The sequence below is a fragment of the Streptomyces glaucus genome (assembly GCF_039533365.1).
Taxonomy (GTDB): Bacteria; Actinomycetota; Actinomycetes; order Streptomycetales; family Streptomycetaceae; genus Streptomyces; species Streptomyces glaucus.
Genome location: NZ_BAAATK010000036.1, coordinates 37,823 through 51,471, shown reverse-complemented (window position 1 = coordinate 51,471; position 13,649 = coordinate 37,823). Strand labels below are relative to the sequence as shown.

General features: G+C 73.6%; 13 protein-coding genes. 8 read left to right on the top strand and 5 right to left on the bottom strand.

Annotated features, from left to right (window positions below; genetic code table 11):
* Nucleotides 1-61: 61 nt before the first annotated feature.
* On the bottom strand, nt 62-1,291 hold the full coding sequence (locus ABD363_RS23615) for an MAB_1171c family putative transporter (RefSeq protein WP_344606871.1): 1,230 nt from the start codon (nt 1,289-1,291) through the stop codon (nt 62-64).
* A 392-nt stretch (nt 1,292-1,683) separates the two neighbouring features.
* Between ABD363_RS23615 and ABD363_RS23610 the strand changes: the two genes are divergently transcribed.
* The 4 genes from ABD363_RS23610 (at nt 1,684) to arfA (ending at nt 6,528) form a co-directional block, all read left to right on the top strand.
* Nucleotides 1,684-3,042, top strand: a complete 1,359-nt coding sequence (locus ABD363_RS23610) for an extracellular solute-binding protein (RefSeq protein WP_344606838.1) — start codon at nt 1,684-1,686, stop codon at nt 3,040-3,042.
* A complete protein-coding gene (locus ABD363_RS23605; RefSeq protein ID WP_344606836.1) occupies nt 3,039-3,980 on the top strand; it encodes a carbohydrate ABC transporter permease in 942 nt (313 codons plus the stop codon). Before ABD363_RS23610 ends, ABD363_RS23605 begins: the two co-directional genes overlap by 4 nt.
* Nucleotides 3,977-4,843 carry a carbohydrate ABC transporter permease gene (locus tag ABD363_RS23600; RefSeq protein WP_344606834.1) on the top strand — a complete coding sequence of 289 codons (867 nt, stop codon included), beginning with the start codon at nt 3,977-3,979 and terminating at the stop codon, nt 4,841-4,843. Before ABD363_RS23605 ends, ABD363_RS23600 begins: the two co-directional genes overlap by 4 nt.
* Before the next feature lie 170 nt (nt 4,844-5,013).
* The gene (gene arfA, locus ABD363_RS23595; RefSeq protein WP_344606832.1) at nt 5,014-6,528 is read left to right on the top strand and encodes an arabinosylfuranosidase ArfA; all 1,515 of its coding nucleotides are present in this window, start codon (nt 5,014-5,016) and stop codon (nt 6,526-6,528) included.
* A 72-nt stretch (nt 6,529-6,600) separates the two neighbouring features.
* On the opposite strand, the gene ABD363_RS23590 is transcribed toward arfA, so the two are convergent.
* Nucleotides 6,601-9,285: a beta-galactosidase gene (locus tag ABD363_RS23590; RefSeq protein ID WP_344606830.1), complete on the bottom strand. Its 2,685-nt coding sequence runs from the start codon at nt 9,283-9,285 to the stop codon at nt 6,601-6,603.
* 145 nt (nt 9,286-9,430) lie between these two features.
* On the opposite strand from ABD363_RS23590, the gene ABD363_RS23585 reads away from it, so the two are divergent.
* Nucleotides 9,431-9,889 (top strand): RrF2 family transcriptional regulator, encoded by a 459-nt coding sequence (locus tag ABD363_RS23585; protein ID WP_344606828.1) that lies wholly within the window; start codon nt 9,431-9,433, stop codon nt 9,887-9,889.
* A 194-nt stretch (nt 9,890-10,083) separates the two neighbouring features.
* Complete coding sequence (locus ABD363_RS23580) at nt 10,084-10,293, top strand: hypothetical protein (RefSeq protein WP_344606826.1); 210 nt, start codon at nt 10,084-10,086, stop codon at nt 10,291-10,293.
* A gap of 32 nt (nt 10,294-10,325) precedes the next feature.
* On the opposite strand, the gene ABD363_RS23575 is transcribed toward ABD363_RS23580, so the two are convergent.
* Nucleotides 10,326-10,661 carry an ArsR/SmtB family transcription factor gene (locus ABD363_RS23575; RefSeq protein WP_344606824.1) on the bottom strand — a complete coding sequence of 112 codons (336 nt, stop codon included), beginning with the start codon at nt 10,659-10,661 and terminating at the stop codon, nt 10,326-10,328.
* A 170-nt stretch (nt 10,662-10,831) separates the two neighbouring features.
* Between ABD363_RS23575 and ABD363_RS23570 the strand changes: the two genes are divergently transcribed.
* The gene (locus ABD363_RS23570; protein WP_344606822.1) at nt 10,832-11,974 is read left to right on the top strand and encodes an FAD-dependent monooxygenase; all 1,143 of its coding nucleotides are present in this window, start codon (nt 10,832-10,834) and stop codon (nt 11,972-11,974) included.
* Nucleotides 11,975-12,003: 29 nt separating this feature from the next.
* Here ABD363_RS23570 and ABD363_RS23565 read toward each other — a convergent pair whose 3' ends face one another.
* Complete coding sequence (locus tag ABD363_RS23565) at nt 12,004-12,186, bottom strand: DUF397 domain-containing protein (RefSeq protein WP_344606820.1); 183 nt, start codon at nt 12,184-12,186, stop codon at nt 12,004-12,006.
* A complete protein-coding gene (locus tag ABD363_RS23560; protein ID WP_344606818.1) occupies nt 12,183-13,019 on the bottom strand; it encodes a helix-turn-helix domain-containing protein in 837 nt (278 codons plus the stop codon). The genes ABD363_RS23565 and ABD363_RS23560 overlap by 4 nt, the downstream gene beginning before the upstream one ends.
* A 130-nt stretch (nt 13,020-13,149) precedes the next feature.
* Between ABD363_RS23560 and ABD363_RS23555 the strand changes: the two genes are divergently transcribed.
* Nucleotides 13,150-13,644: an ATP-binding protein gene (locus tag ABD363_RS23555; protein WP_344606816.1), complete on the top strand. Its 495-nt coding sequence runs from the start codon at nt 13,150-13,152 to the stop codon at nt 13,642-13,644.
* Nucleotides 13,645-13,649 lie beyond the last annotated feature (5 nt).

Below are 13,649 nucleotides of genomic sequence, written 5' to 3'. Positions count from 1 at the left end.
GGGTGCCGTTCGGACACCCGTGCACTATGCCAAGGCCGAGACGGCCGGGCCAGCCGGGCGGTCACTCGGCGACCGCCGCACTGCCGTCCGGGACGCCCGCGCGGGCCCGCACCCGCCGCAGGTCGTCGGGGCGGCGCAGGGCCCGGGAGACCGCGCCGATCTCCCGCAGCAGCTCCGCGGTGTCCGGGCCGTCCCCGTCCGCGCGCTCGCGCCCGGCGAGGCGGGCGTCCACGGCGTCCGCCACCGCCACCGCCGCCGCGAGCGCCTTCGCCCGGTCCGGGGGGTGCCCGAGGGCCAAGGCGGCGGCGTACGACCGCCGGCGCAGGTCCTCGTCGATGTGCCGGGCCAGCGGCAGCAGCACGTCGCGGATGAACGTCTCGCGGCGGGTCAGGCGCAGCTCGGGCCCGGCGCGCAGCACGAACGGGATGCCGCCGCCGCCGACGGACCGCATCAGCAGGTACAGGGGGCGCAGTTCGCGGTGGGCGCGGCGGACGCGCCGGCGGTCGGACAGGTACTGGCCGGCGTGCGGCAGGATGAAGCCGACCGCGATCAGGACGGCGGACAGGCAGGCCACGGCCGGCGCCACGGTCATGCTGAGCCAGTCCAGGTCGTGGCCCGTCCAGCGGGCCACGACCGCGGTGAGCTTGGCGGCGTCGAAGAGCAGGTTCATCGCGTAGCCGACACCGAGGAACGTCAGCCCCCAGCGCAGCCAGGCGTCCAGTCCGTCGGTGCGGACCCAGTTCCAGATCAGCTTCGAGGTGATCAGCACGGCCGTGGTGTGCGCGAGCAGGTAGAGCAGGATCTCCTCGCGCATGAACGGGGTGGTGGCGTAGTAGGTGTCCAGGTCCCGCAGCCGCTCCACGGGCACGTCCGCGAGGGCGAACAGCACCCACAGCGCCACGATCACGCCCGAGTAGACGGAGACCACCCAGCGCGTGGCGCGGCGGGTGGCGGCCGAGCGGTCGGACAGGCCGTTGCGCCAGGCGATGATCAGCAGCAGGCAGGAGCCGCAGAAGGCGGTCAGCAGGGAGTACACCCACGGCGCCGAGATGTTCGGCACGCCCGTGACCCGGTTGACCCAGGCGATGGTCGACGGCGCGACGAACACGAACACCGCGCAGGCGAGCAGCAGCAGGCCGCCGACCGCGCGCAGCAGCGGGTCGCCCCGGAACCGGACGATCGTCGGCAGCTTGATCGCCAGGGCGGCGGCCAGCACCCCGGCCGGGATCCACCAGAAGGAGGGGTAGAACTCGCCGAGGAACCCCGCCGGGCCGAACGCCAGGTGCGGCACGTGCTCCGGGGGAGGGAGGTGTTCCGGGGCCGGGGCGTGCGTCACCGCGCCGCTCCCGCGGGGCCGCCGTGCGGGCGCCGGAGCGCCGTGCGGGCCCGGGCCGCTCGCCGCCGCACGGGCGCGTCGCCCATCGCTCCCCCTTCTCGCCGTCGTTCGACGCCTGTTCGAGGGTACGTGCCCGCCTCGGCCCGCGTCATGCGGTCCGCCGGCCGGGGGGCGACGGGAGCGGTTCCTTCCGCCCGGGGCGGCCGCGGGGGCGGCGGGAAACTTGTGCGCGCCCCATTGACGGGAAAGCGCTTCAACCCTACGGTCCCGTTCGAAGTTACGGGCAATATCCGATATCTCGAACAAGGATCTTTCGGACGCCGACTCTCGAACAGTAAGGGCAGGGCATGGGACGACCTGGCCTGGATCGCAGGCAGCTTCTGGGCGGGATCGGGGGACTGTTCGTCGCCGGCAGCTTCGGCTTCGCCGCCCTCGGGACCGGCGCGGACGCACTGGCCTCCGACGCCGACACGCGCGTGCGGTTCTGGAACCTCTTCAGCGGCGGCGACGGCTACAACATGATCGCGATGCTGGACGCCTTCCGCGCGGACCACCCCGGCATCGAGGTGAAGGACTCCACCCTCCAGTGGGGCAGCCCCTTCTACACCAAGCTCGCCATGGCCGCGGCGGGCAACCGCGCGCCGGACCTCGGCGTCATGCACCTGGGCCGGGTCACCGGCTTCTCGCCCGGCCGCCTCCTGGACCCCTGGGACGTCGGCCTGCTCGCCGAGTACGGCGTGCGGGAGGAGGACTTCAGCCCCGCGCTGTGGCGGCGGGCCGTCGTCGACGGCGAGCTCTACGCCCTCCCGCTCGACATCCACGTCCAGCTCTGCTTCTACCGCAAGGACGTGCTGAGGAAGGCGGGCCTGCTCGGCGCCGACGGCCGGATCGTGCCGGTCACCTCCGCCGAGGAGTGGTTCGACGTGCTGAAGGAGGCCAGGAAGGCCACGCGGAAGGGGCTGCAGACCATCGGCCTGTGGCACAACGACCTGAACTTCCAGTGGTGGTTCTTCGTCGCCTTCTACACCCAGCTCGGCGGCACCTGGTTCGACGACGCCCGCGCCGAGGTCACCTTCGACACCGACAAGGCCACCCGGGTGCTGGAGTTCCTGCGCCGGCACCTCGCCGACGGATACGCCGACCCGGCCTTCGGGGGCGGCGCGGGCGCCGAACAGTTCGTCAACGGCTCCCCGTTCGTCTGGGAGGGCAACTGGTCGGTGCCGGTCTTCGACAGCGCGGAGGTCGACTACGGCGCGATCCCGCTGCCCCCCGTCTTCGGCCGGCCGGCCACCCACGCCGAGTCGCACGCCTTCGTCCTGCCACACCAGGCGGGCCGCGGCGGCGCCGCCAACGAGGCCGCGCACCGGCTCGCCGCCTACGTCGTCACCCACGCCCGGCAGTGGTCGGCCGGCGGGCACATCCCGGCGCACACGCCGACCCTGGCCACGGCCGCGTACCGAAGGCTCCAGCCGCAGAACGAGTACGTCTCGGCCATGGAGCACCAGGCCACCGAGCCGAAGGTGTGGTTCGCCGGGTCCACCGGCATCCTCGCCCAGCGCGTCGGCCCCGTCGTCGTCTCCTCGACGACGGGCTCCGCCCGGCCGGACGCCGCCGCCCGCCGCATGAGGCGCGTGCTCACCGAGCTGCTCGCCGCGAAGAACCCCATGGACGGCAGGACCGCCGCGCAGGGAGGTGCGGCCGCATGACGACGACCGGCGCCGGGACCGTCGTCCGCCCGGCACGCGCCAAGGCCGCCGCGCCGGGCGCCGCCGTCCGCCGCCGCCAGGGGTTCCAGCACGGCGGCTGGTTCGTCGCCCCGTTCCTCGCGCTGTTCGCGCTCTTCGTGATCTGGCCGCTGCTGCGCGGCCTCTACCTCAGCTTCACCGACGCCAACATCTCCGGCGAGGGCGCGGGCTTCGTCGGCCTGGACAACTACCGCGAGGCCCTGGGCGATCCGCTGATGTGGGACGCGCTCGGCCACAGCGCCTTCTTCACCCTGCTCGTCGTGCCGGGCATCACCGTGCTCGCCTTCCTGCTCGCGATGCTGGCCCACCACATCGAGCGCGGGAAGTGGCTGTGGCGGCTGTGCTTCTTCCTGCCGTTCCTGCTGCCGTCCACCGTCGCCGCCAACCTGTGGCAGTGGCTGTTCAACCCCGGCACCGGCATGATCAACCACGTCTTCGGCCTGCAGACGCCCTGGCTGACCGACAAGTCCTACGCCCTGCTCGCCGTCGTCGTCTGCACCCTGTGGTGGACGGTCGGCTTCAGCTTCCTGCTCTACCTCGCCGCGCTCCAGGGCATCCCCGCGCACCTGTACGAGGCCGCCAAGCTGGACGGCGCCAACGCCTGGCACCGCACGGCGCACATCACCCTGCCGATGCTGCGCACCATCACCGGCCTCGTCGTCACCCTGCAGATCCTCGCCTCGCTCCAGGTCTTCGACCAGGCCGTCGTGATGACGGACTTCACCCCCGGCCCCGAGGAATCCACCCGCACCTTCGTGCAGTACACCCTCGAAGAGGGCTTCACCAGCTACCGCGTGGGCTACGCCTCCGCGATCTCCATCATCTTCTTCGTGCTCATCGCGGCCGTCGCCCTGGCACGGATGTGGCTGCTGCGCACCCGTGAGGAGGACGCCCGATGACCGCCGCCGCACCGCGGACCCGGACCAGGCCCCGCCGGGCGGCCTGGTCGCCCGGCCAGGCCGTGCTCACCCTGATCGGCGCGGCCGTCGCCGCGGTGATCCTGTCGCCGCTGGCCTGGGCCCTGTTCACCTCCCTGAAGTCGGAGACCGAGGCCGTCGAGGCGCCCCCGCACTGGCTGCCCGAGGACTGGACCGGCCAGGCCTGGACCGCGCTCCTGGAGAGCGGCAACATCACCAACTGGTTCGTGAACTCCCTCGTCGTCTCCGTCTGCGTCACCACCGTCGTGCTGGCGGTCAGCGCCCTGGCCGGATACGGCTTCGCCCGCACCGAGTTCCGCGGCAAGGGCGCCCTGCTGGGCCTGGTCATGGCCGGCCTGATGGTGTCGCCCGCGGTCCTCGGCGTCCCGCTGTTCACCACGGTCCAGCAGATGGGCATGGTCGACACCTACTGGGGCATGATCCTGCCGCAGTGCGCGCCCGCCGCGATGGTCTACATCCTCTACAAGTTCTTCCAGGGCGTCCCCCGCGAGCTGGAGGAGGCCGCCTTCCTCGACGGCGCGGGCCGCTGGCGGGTCTTCCTGACCGTCGTGCTGCCGCTGTCGCGCCCCTCGCTCGCCGCGGTCGGCATCTTCACCTTCATCGCCTCGTGGAACAACTTCCTGTGGCCCTACATGGTGACCAACAACCCCGACCTGATGACCATGCCGAACGGCATCGCGACCGTCATGAACTCCTACGGCATCCAGTGGGCCCAGCTCATGGCCGGCGGTCTCCTGGCGGGCCTGCCGCTGATCGTCGTCTTCGTCTTCTTCCAGCGCCAGATCGTGGCGGGCGTCGCCCACACGGGCCTGGCCGGCCAGTGACGCCCCCGAGCGGACCCCGCGGGAGGCGCCCCGGGCCCGCCGCGCCGGTCCCCCCGGCCGGCGCCGCCCGCCCCACGCCCGGCCGGTCACCGCCCGGGGCGCGGGGACCCCGCACGACCCGCACCCGCATCCGCCCGCGCATCACCCGTCACGCACCCCGAAAGGCGCCCATGCGAACCGCCCGCTTCACCCTCGACCCCGCCTTCACCGTCGGCACGGTCGACCCCCGCCTGTTCGGCTCCTTCGTCGAGCACCTCGGCCGCTGCGTCTACACCGGCATCTTCGAACCGGACCACCCCGCCGCGGACGAGGCGGGCATCCGCCGGGACGTCCTGGAACTGGTCCGCGAACTCGGCGTCACCGCCGTCCGCTACCCCGGCGGCAACTTCGTCTCCGGCTACAGGTGGGAGGACTCCGTCGGCCCCGTCGAGGACCGCCCGCGCCGCCTCGACCTCGCCTGGCACTCCACCGAGACCAACCGCTTCGGCCTGTCCGAGTACATCGCCTTCCTGCGGAAGATCGGCCCGCAGGCCGAGCCCATGCTGGCCGTCAACCTCGGCACCCGCGGCGTCGCCGAGGCCCTCGAACTCCAGGAGTACGCCAACCACCCCGCCGGCACGGCCCTGTCCGACCTGCGCGTCTCCCACGGCGACAAGGACCCCTTCGGCATCCGGCTGTGGTGCCTGGGCAACGAGATGGACGGCCCCTGGCAGACCGGCCACAAGACCGCCGAGGAGTACGGCCGCATCGCCGCCGAGACCGCCCGCGCCATGCGCCAGGCCGACCCGTCCGTCGAACTGGTCGCCTGCGGCAGCTCCGGGCAGTCGATGCCCACCTTCGCCGCGTGGGAGGCGACGGTCCTCCAGGAGACGTACGACCTCGTCGACTACATCTCGCTGCACGCCTACTACGAGCCGCTCGACGGCGACGTCGACTCCTTCCTCGCCTCCGCCGTCGACATGGAGTCCTTCATCGAGAACGTGATCGCCACCTGCGACCACGTGGGCGCCCGGCTGAAGTCCGAGAAGAAGATCAACCTGTCCTTCGACGAGTGGAACGTCTGGTACCTGTCCCGCTGGCAGGAGCAGGCGCCGACGTTCGCGCAGGACGACTGGCCCGAGGCGCCCCGCCTGCTGGAGGACAGCTACAGCGTCACCGACGCCGTCGTCTTCGGCTCCCTGCTCATCGCCCTGCTGCGGCACGCCGACCGCGTCACCGTCGCCTGCCTCGCCCAGCTCGTCAACGTCATCGCCCCGATCATGACCGAGCCCGGCGGCCCCGCCTGGCGGCAGACGACGTTCTTCCCGTTCGCCCAGGCCTCCCGGTACGGCCGCGGCGAGGTCCTCGACGTGCGCGTGGACTCGCCGACGTACCGGACGGACAAGTACGGCGAGGCCGACCTGCTGCACGCCACCGCCGTGCGCGCCGAGGACGGCACGGTCACCGTCTTCGCCGTCAACCGCTCCCGCACCGAGCCGCTGCCGCTCGACGTCGCCCTCCACGGCCTCGACCTGACGTCGGTCGTCGAGCACAGCGCGCTCGCGGACGCCGACCCCGACGCGCGCAACACCCTCGACGACCCCGAGCGGGTCACCCCGCACACGGTCGAGGGCACCGCCCTGGACGGCGGCCGGCTGACCGCCGTCCTGGAGCCGCTGTCCTGGAACGTGATCCGGCTGGCGTGACCCCGCCCCCCGGCGCGCCCCCGGGCGGCGGGCACGGCGCCGCCGCCGTACCCGCCGCCCGGGGCGGGCCGGTCACACCGCCCGCACCGGCACCCCGCCGGCCGCCGCCCCCAGCAGCGCCAGCCGGACCCGCCCGGGCCCCGCGGGGGTGGTCCCGTCGGACAGGACCGCCAGGGCCAGGGTGTTGGCGCCGCGGGTGCGCAGGACGCCGCCGGGCAGGACGAAGGTGTGCTGCGGACCCACGTCGTTGACGTACTGCCCCAGGTTCCAGCCGTTGAGGAAGACCTGCACGCGGTAGGCGCGCTCCGGGTCGTCGTCCAGGACCAGCCCGACGGAGGCGTCGACGCCCGGGTCCACGGACAGCCGGAACGCGGTCCGGTACCAGGTCACCCCCTGCCGCCGGTCGGCGCGCGGCAGCTCGGCGGGCTCCCAGTCGCCGTCGTCGTGCCCGGGCAGGTGCCAGCCCGCGCGCTCCCCGTACAGGCCGCCGTTGTTCAGCGGCCCGCGCACCGGGTCGGGCGCGGCCCGCCCCTGGATCCGCCAGCTCGCCCGCGGGGAAGCGCCTTCGAAGGCGACGGCGGTCAGGCCGCGGGCCGTGCCCTCCCCGTCGCGCTGCATGGGCCGCACGAGCACGGACAGGACGTGCCCGGCGCGCCCGCGCAGCCTCTTCGGCACCCGGAAGGCGGCCGTCGCCGTCCAGCTGCCCCGGTCCGCCGTGCCGTCGTCCGGCGCCGGCATCCGGTGCGTGCCCAGCGGTACGCCGTCCAGCCAGGCCATCAGCAGCCCCAGCGTGCCGGTGCGGTAGGCGAGGGACACCTTCGTCAGGCCGGACGCGTCCGTGAGGCGGGCCCGGTACCAGACGTCGCCGTGGTGGAAGCCGTACTCGTCCGCGAGGAGCACCGGCTGCCCGTCCGGCGCCGGCGTGCCGCCGGAGGCGGCGGTCCGGTCGGCGGCCGGCCACGCCGAGTCGTCGAAGTCCGGCGCCGCCTCGGGGTTCTCCGTCCGCCGCCGCCAGCCGTCCAGCGCGGGCAGCGCCACCTCGCCCACCCCGGGCAGCATCCGCTCGGCCAGCAGGCTCTGGGAGGCGCTGATCCGGGTGCGCACCGCGGTCCCGTTCCAGGTGACGCGGGTCAGGCCGCGCGGCCCCCACACCTCCAGGCCGGTCGGCCCGGTCGTGTCGCCGGTGAGGTGCGCGGTGGCGCCGTCCAGTCGGACCCCGCGCAGCAGCGCCGGGCCGTAGACGAGGACCGGGCCGGACGGGGTGTCGTACGGCCACAGCCGCAGCGAGGTCGCGTCGTCGGCGAAGAGCAGCAGCAGCGGCCGGTCGGACCCGCCGCCCTCGACCCGCACCCGGGCCAGCCCGCCGACCCCCAGCGGCACCGTCACGTGCAGCCGCCCGTCGCCGTAGGACCAGGCGGGCTCCACGTCCAGCCGCATCGGCGTCGGCTCGCTCGGGCACTCCAGCGCCACCTGCGCCGACTCGCCGCGCCGCCCCGCGAACACCGCGACGTCCTGCCGCCCCGCGCTCAGGAACAGCATGGGCTGCGCGGTGCTGTACAGCAGCTTCCGCCCGCCCAGCCGCAGCCCGGCGACGAGCAGCCGGGTGTCCCGGGCGGCGACGGTCACCGGCGTCTCGATCCCGGTGCCCGGCAGCGTGGCGGTGACCCGCTCCGCGGAGTCGTTGCGCAGCACGTAGGCGTGGGCGCCGGTGTCCGGATCGGCCAGGTGGCGCACCGTGATCCGGCCGTCCGAGGCCGGCGCGTCCGCCGCCCGCTCCAGGCGGGCGAAGCCGGGCACGGAGCGCAGCAGGTGCCCGAGCTGGTGCGCCGGGGCCAGCGCGGCGGTCGGCCTGCGCGCCTCGTCGATCGGCGCGGCCCGGTCGTACGACGTGTAGGTCGACGGCGCCGGCAGCCACCCCCAGGAGGTGCCGCCGAACGCCAGGTCCGCCTCGGGCAGGGCGTCCCCGTCGGCCAGGCCGGTCAGCAGCAGGCGCCGCCGGTGCGCCGCGCCCCGCTCCCGGCGCACCTGCCCGTAGCCCGCCCCGCCCCACGGGTCGGGCCGCCCGTCGGGGCCGTCGCCGGCCGGGTCGTGCAACAGGGGCACGTCGATGCCGTCGGCGCGCACCTTGCGGCGCAGGTGCTCCCGGTAGGCGCGGGCGGCCGGGTCCGGGCCGCCCGGGTTCTCTATCTGGTAGAGCAGGACCGGGCCGGCGCCGTTGGTGCGCAGGTGCCGGACGGCGATGTCGTTCACCGCCGTCAGCCACGCGTCGGCGTGCCGCAGATACGCCGGGTCGGCGGTCCGCGCCCGGACCCCGGACGCGGTCAGCCAGCCGGGCAGGCCGCCGCCGTCGAGGTCGGCGCCGAGGTAGGGGCCCGGCCGCAGGATCACGTACAGGCCGGTCTCGGCGGCCGTCCGCAGGAACAGGTCCAGGTCACGCACGCCGGTGAAGTCGTGGCGGCCGGGCGCGGGGGAGTGGTGCAGCCACGGGACGGGCACGCGGACCGTGTTGTAGCCGTGGGCGCGCATCTTCTGCAGCACGTCCCGCCACAGGGACGGGCTGGGCAGCCGGAAGGGGTGCGCCTCGCCCGCCCGCAGCACCAGCCGCTCGCCGTCGACCAGCAGCGCGTACCGGTCGCGGCCGATGCGCACCCGCCCGTCGCCGGCCGGCCCGGTCGCCGTCCCGCCGCTGCCGCCCAGGGCGAGACCGAGGACCGTGGTGCCGGCGAGGGCGCCGAATGTACGTCTGCTGAGCCCCAAGGGAGCGCCTCCTGTTGCCTGTCCTCTCGCGGCTGCCGCGCGTGCCGCGCGATGTGCCGGGTGATGCGCCGGGTCCCCGTGTCGGCTCGGGTGCCGAATCCCGTGCCCGGCCATTGTGTACGGCCCGGCACCCCAGAATGGTCGTATGAGGATCTCGGCGCGGGCGGACTACGCGGTGCGGGCGGTGCTGGAGCTGGCCGTACGGCAGGACCAGGGCCCCGTGAAGGCGGAGGCCGTCGCCACCGCGCAGGACATCCCGCACAAGTTTCTGGAGGGCATCCTCGGCGATCTGCGGCGGGGCGGGATCGTCGACAGCCGGCGCGGCGGCAACGGCGGCTACCGGCTGGCGCGCGCCGCCGCGGACATCACCGTCGCGGACGTGATCCGCGCCGTCGACGGCCCGATCGTGTCGGTGCGCGGCGAGCGGCCCACCGGCCTGTCCTACACCGGCACCGCGCAGCCGCTGCTGCCGCTGTGGATCGCCCTGCGCGCCAGCGTCCGCCGCGTCCTGGAGGGCGTCACCGTCGCCGACCTCGCGGCGGACGCCCTGCCCGAGCCGGTACGGCGCCTGGCGGCGGAGCCGGCGGCGTGGGAGAACCCGTAGCGGCCCGGGTGCCCGGAAGCGTCCTCGTGCCGTCCACCGGGTGATGCCCTGGCGTGCCGTCCCGTCGCCCGCCCCACCGAACCGGTGGAGAAGCCCGGGAAGGACGGGACCTGCCCGTGCGCACGCCGGTTCCGCTCGCCCTCGCGGCTTCGGGACCAGCTCGTGGACCGCGGCCTCGGCGCGGCCTGCGCGGCGTGACCTCCACCACGCCGGTGCCGACCGTGGGCGCCGGCCCGTCCGCCGCGTCCGCCGCGGTCCGCCTCGCCGGACATCGGCACCACGCCGATGTCCGGCGCCGCGACGGTGGCCGAAGCGACACCGGTCCCCTCCGTGCCCGCGTCGTGCTCGGCCACCTGCGAGCCGGGCGCGAGCTGGATGCGGTCGAGCTCGCGGCCCAGGGCTGACCCGCACTGTCCTCCGGTGTGCTCAGCTGTGCTCAGTGAGGAGCGGCACCGCCCGGGGGCTCTGCTCCCAGGAGGGCGAGCAGCCCGGGAAATCTCTTCTCGATGTCCGCGCGTCGTAGACGGATGCCCTTGCGGTTGCCGTAGTCGATCTCGTCGATGAGACCTGCCTCGCGCAGGACGCGGAAGTGGTGGGTCTGGGTCTGCTTGGAGATCGGAAGATCGAACGAGTTGCAGCCCCGCTCGTTGTCGCTGCGGTCGGCGGCCAACTGCGTCACCACCGAACGACGGTGCTCGTCGGCGAGGGCGCGGAACACCGCACCCAGATCGAGCGCGTCGGCCTCCGGGCCGACCAGGTTCTTCCCGGCCACGCGGCACTCCCTTCAGGTACGACTTGAATCGTACCTGAAGGATGTGCTCCACTGAGGTACGAAATTTCTCGTACCTCTGTTCCGGTTGCGCTGCCCCGTGCCGCCGCTCCCCGGGACCCGGCCCGGCGCTTGCCGGGACCTGGTCATCGACACTCCGAGAGGTCATCGTCATGAAGAAGCCCGAGGTGCTGATAGTCGGTGCCGGAATTGCAGGGCCCGCACTCGCGTACTGGCTCTCCCGGAAGGGATACCGGCCGACGGTCGTCGAACATGCCCGGCAGCTGCGCTCCGGCGGCAGCGCGATCGTCGTGAAGGGGCCCGCGATCCCGGTCGCCGACCGCATGGGCATCCTCCCGCAGCTTCGCGGGCTCGCCACCCGCAATCGGTCGCTGACCCTGCTCGACCCCGGCGGCAGGCGAATCCTGCAACTGCCGCTCACCTCCGACAAGGCGCCGGTGGTCGAGGTGACCCGAGCCGACCTGTCCGAGGTGCTCCACCGGTCGGCGCAGGCCGAGGCCGAGTTCTTGTTCGACGACACGGTCACCGCTCTCGACCAGGACGCAGGTGGGGTCGACGTCACCTTCCGGCGGTCCGCGCCACGGCGCTTCGACCTGGTGGTCGGTGCCGACGGGGTGCACTCCACCGTACGGCGCCTGGTGTTCGGACCCGAGCGGCAGTTCGCGAGCGACCTGGGCCTGTACGGCGCGACCGTGCCGCTGGAACCCGACGCCGTCGAGGACCCGAGTGAGATGACGATGCTGACCGTGCCGAACCGGATGCTGGTCGTCCACCCCTCGCGGACCACTCCGCTGGCGATCTTCACCTTCCGGGCCGCACAGCCGGCGCCCCACGACCGCAGGAACATCGCCCTTCACAAGAAGACCGTGGCCGACGCCTACGCCGACGTGCCGTGGCGGGCACCGGAACTCGTGGCGGCGTTCCTCGACCACCCGGCTCCGTTCTTCGACCCCCTGACCACCGTCCGGGTGCCCTCGTGGTCCCGTGGACGGGTCGTACTGCTCGGGGACGCGGCGGCGGCGACAGCCCTGCTGGGCGACGGGTCCAGCATGGCGATGGCGGGCGCGTACGCCCTCGCGGAAGAGCTCGCCGCCCATCCCGGTGATCACGTCCGCGCCTTCGCCGCCTACGAGTCGCGGCTCCGCCGCGAGGTGGGTCCGCGGCAGCGACGTGTCGGTCTGCTCTCCAGGCTCCTGGTGCCCCGCACCCGGCCGGGCCTCGCGGTGCGCAACGCGGTGGGCCGCGCGGTCGGTCGCACGTACCGGATCGCCTCTCGCGAAGCCGCGAACCGGTAGACCGGGCCCGCACCGGCCGGCCCCGGCCGTCACTTGGCGACGTGGGTGAGGAAGTCGGCCCAGGCGGAGGGGGAGAGGGCGAGGCGGGGGCCCTGCTCGTCCTTGGAGTCGCGAACGTGGACGGTGGCGGGGGCGAGGGCGACCTCCACGCAGTCGCCGGAGCCGCTGCTGCTGTAGGTGGACTTGAACCAGGCCAGACCGCTGGTGCTCATAAGTCTCCTCGCATCCGTCGCAACAGGCTCACGGAGCATTCAGGGGAAAGAGCCTGTGCACGCATCCTGGCATACCTCCTTTGGAGCACGCTGACTACTTTGCGGTCATTGATCAACTGACCACTCTGCTGGCCTTCGAGGTAGGCGAACCACTGGTTTTCCGGCGTCTCCAGCAACTGCAGCGGGCCATGCAACCCGGCATGCGACTCCCGTACCAGCGGCATGACCTGGATTTCGATGTTCCGCAGCTCCGTGATCGCCAGTATGTGGTCGATGAGTTCCCGGGTGACTTCCACACCACCGGTATGCCTGAGAAACAGGTGCTCCTCGAGGATGAAACTGAAGGTGGTGTTGGGCCGTTCCCGTAACAGCCGCTGCCGTTCGGAACGCGCCGCCCACTGAGCCTCGATCTGCTCGTCGCCCAGCGGTGGCAACTCATCGACGAACAACTGGCGCGCGTACGCCTCCGTCTGCAACAACCCCGGAACCAGGCGGCATTCGTACGTGTACAGCGTGATCGCCAGCGCCTCCAGCCGCGCCCACCGCCGGAACCAGGCCGCCAGCCCGGGCTGCCGCTCCAGGCGCCCCGCCGCCTTCCGCAGGACGCCGGCCATCCCCAGCGCCTCCTCGGCGCGCTCCACGAACACCGGGTCCGGCATCCGCCGCCCCAGCTCCACGGACGCCACCGTGTGCTTGGAGAAACGGACCAGTTCGCCGAACTCCTCCCTGCTCAGCCCGGCGTGTTCGCGCAGGCCCTGGACCACCGCCCCGAACGTCCGCAGACTGTCGGACGGCTCCGGCTCGCCACCCGTTCCCACCGCGCCATCGACCACTGTCGGTCACCTCCCGCAGGCATGGTCGCGTTCGGTGACCGGTACCGTCCAGCGCGTGACCGTGTACGCCGCGGCGGCGTACGCGCCGCCGACCTGGAGAAGTGCCCTGCCGGCCCGTCAGATTGGGCGCATGACAGCACCTCCCGCCGACCCGGGCCCGGTCACCGTACGTGTGTTCACCCGGCGTCTCGGCGCCACCCCGCGCGGCGCCCGCCTCGCCCGGCACCTCGCCGTGCGCGAACTGCACACCTGGGGCGTCCCCCACGGCACCGACGCCTCGGACCGGATCGCCGTGATCGTCGCCGAACTCGCCGCCAACGCCGTGACCCACGGCCGCGTCCCCGGCCGCGACTTCGAGCTGACGCTCACGCTCCTCGCCGCCGGCGCGGGCACGTGCGCCCGCGTCCGCGCCGAGGTCACCGACACCCGCACCGAGCTGCGTCCCCCGGTCCCCGGCGCCGTACGGCCCCCGCGCCCGCTGGACGAACACGGCCGCGGCCTGCCGCTGGTCGACGCGCTCGCCGACCGCTGGGCGGTGGTGGACCGCGAGCCGCCCGGCAAGACCGTCCGGGCCGAGGTCGACCTGGCGTGGCCGGCGGATGCTCACGGACGGCTCCGTACGTGACGTCG

What these genes read in the sequence shown, in the direction of transcription:
- ABD363_RS23610 (WP_344606838.1), top strand. Translation starts at nt 1,684, where the DNA reads ATGGGACGACCTGGCCTGGATCGCAGGCAGCTTCTGGGCGGGATCGGG.
- ABD363_RS23605 (WP_344606836.1), top strand. Translation starts at nt 3,039, where the DNA reads ATGACGACGACCGGCGCCGGGACCGTCGTCCGCCCGGCACGCGCCAAG.
- ABD363_RS23600 (WP_344606834.1), top strand. Translation starts at nt 3,977, where the DNA reads ATGACCGCCGCCGCACCGCGGACCCGGACCAGGCCCCGCCGGGCGGCC.
- arfA (WP_344606832.1), top strand. Translation starts at nt 5,014, where the DNA reads ATGCGAACCGCCCGCTTCACCCTCGACCCCGCCTTCACCGTCGGCACG.
- ABD363_RS23585 (WP_344606828.1), top strand. Translation starts at nt 9,431, where the DNA reads ATGAGGATCTCGGCGCGGGCGGACTACGCGGTGCGGGCGGTGCTGGAG.
- ABD363_RS23570 (WP_344606822.1), top strand. Translation starts at nt 10,832, where the DNA reads ATGAAGAAGCCCGAGGTGCTGATAGTCGGTGCCGGAATTGCAGGGCCC.
- ABD363_RS23565 (WP_344606820.1), bottom strand. Translation starts at nt 12,186, where the DNA reads ATGAGCACCAGCGGTCTGGCCTGGTTCAAGTCCACCTACAGCAGCAGC.
- ABD363_RS23555 (WP_344606816.1), top strand. Translation starts at nt 13,150, where the DNA reads ATGACAGCACCTCCCGCCGACCCGGGCCCGGTCACCGTACGTGTGTTC.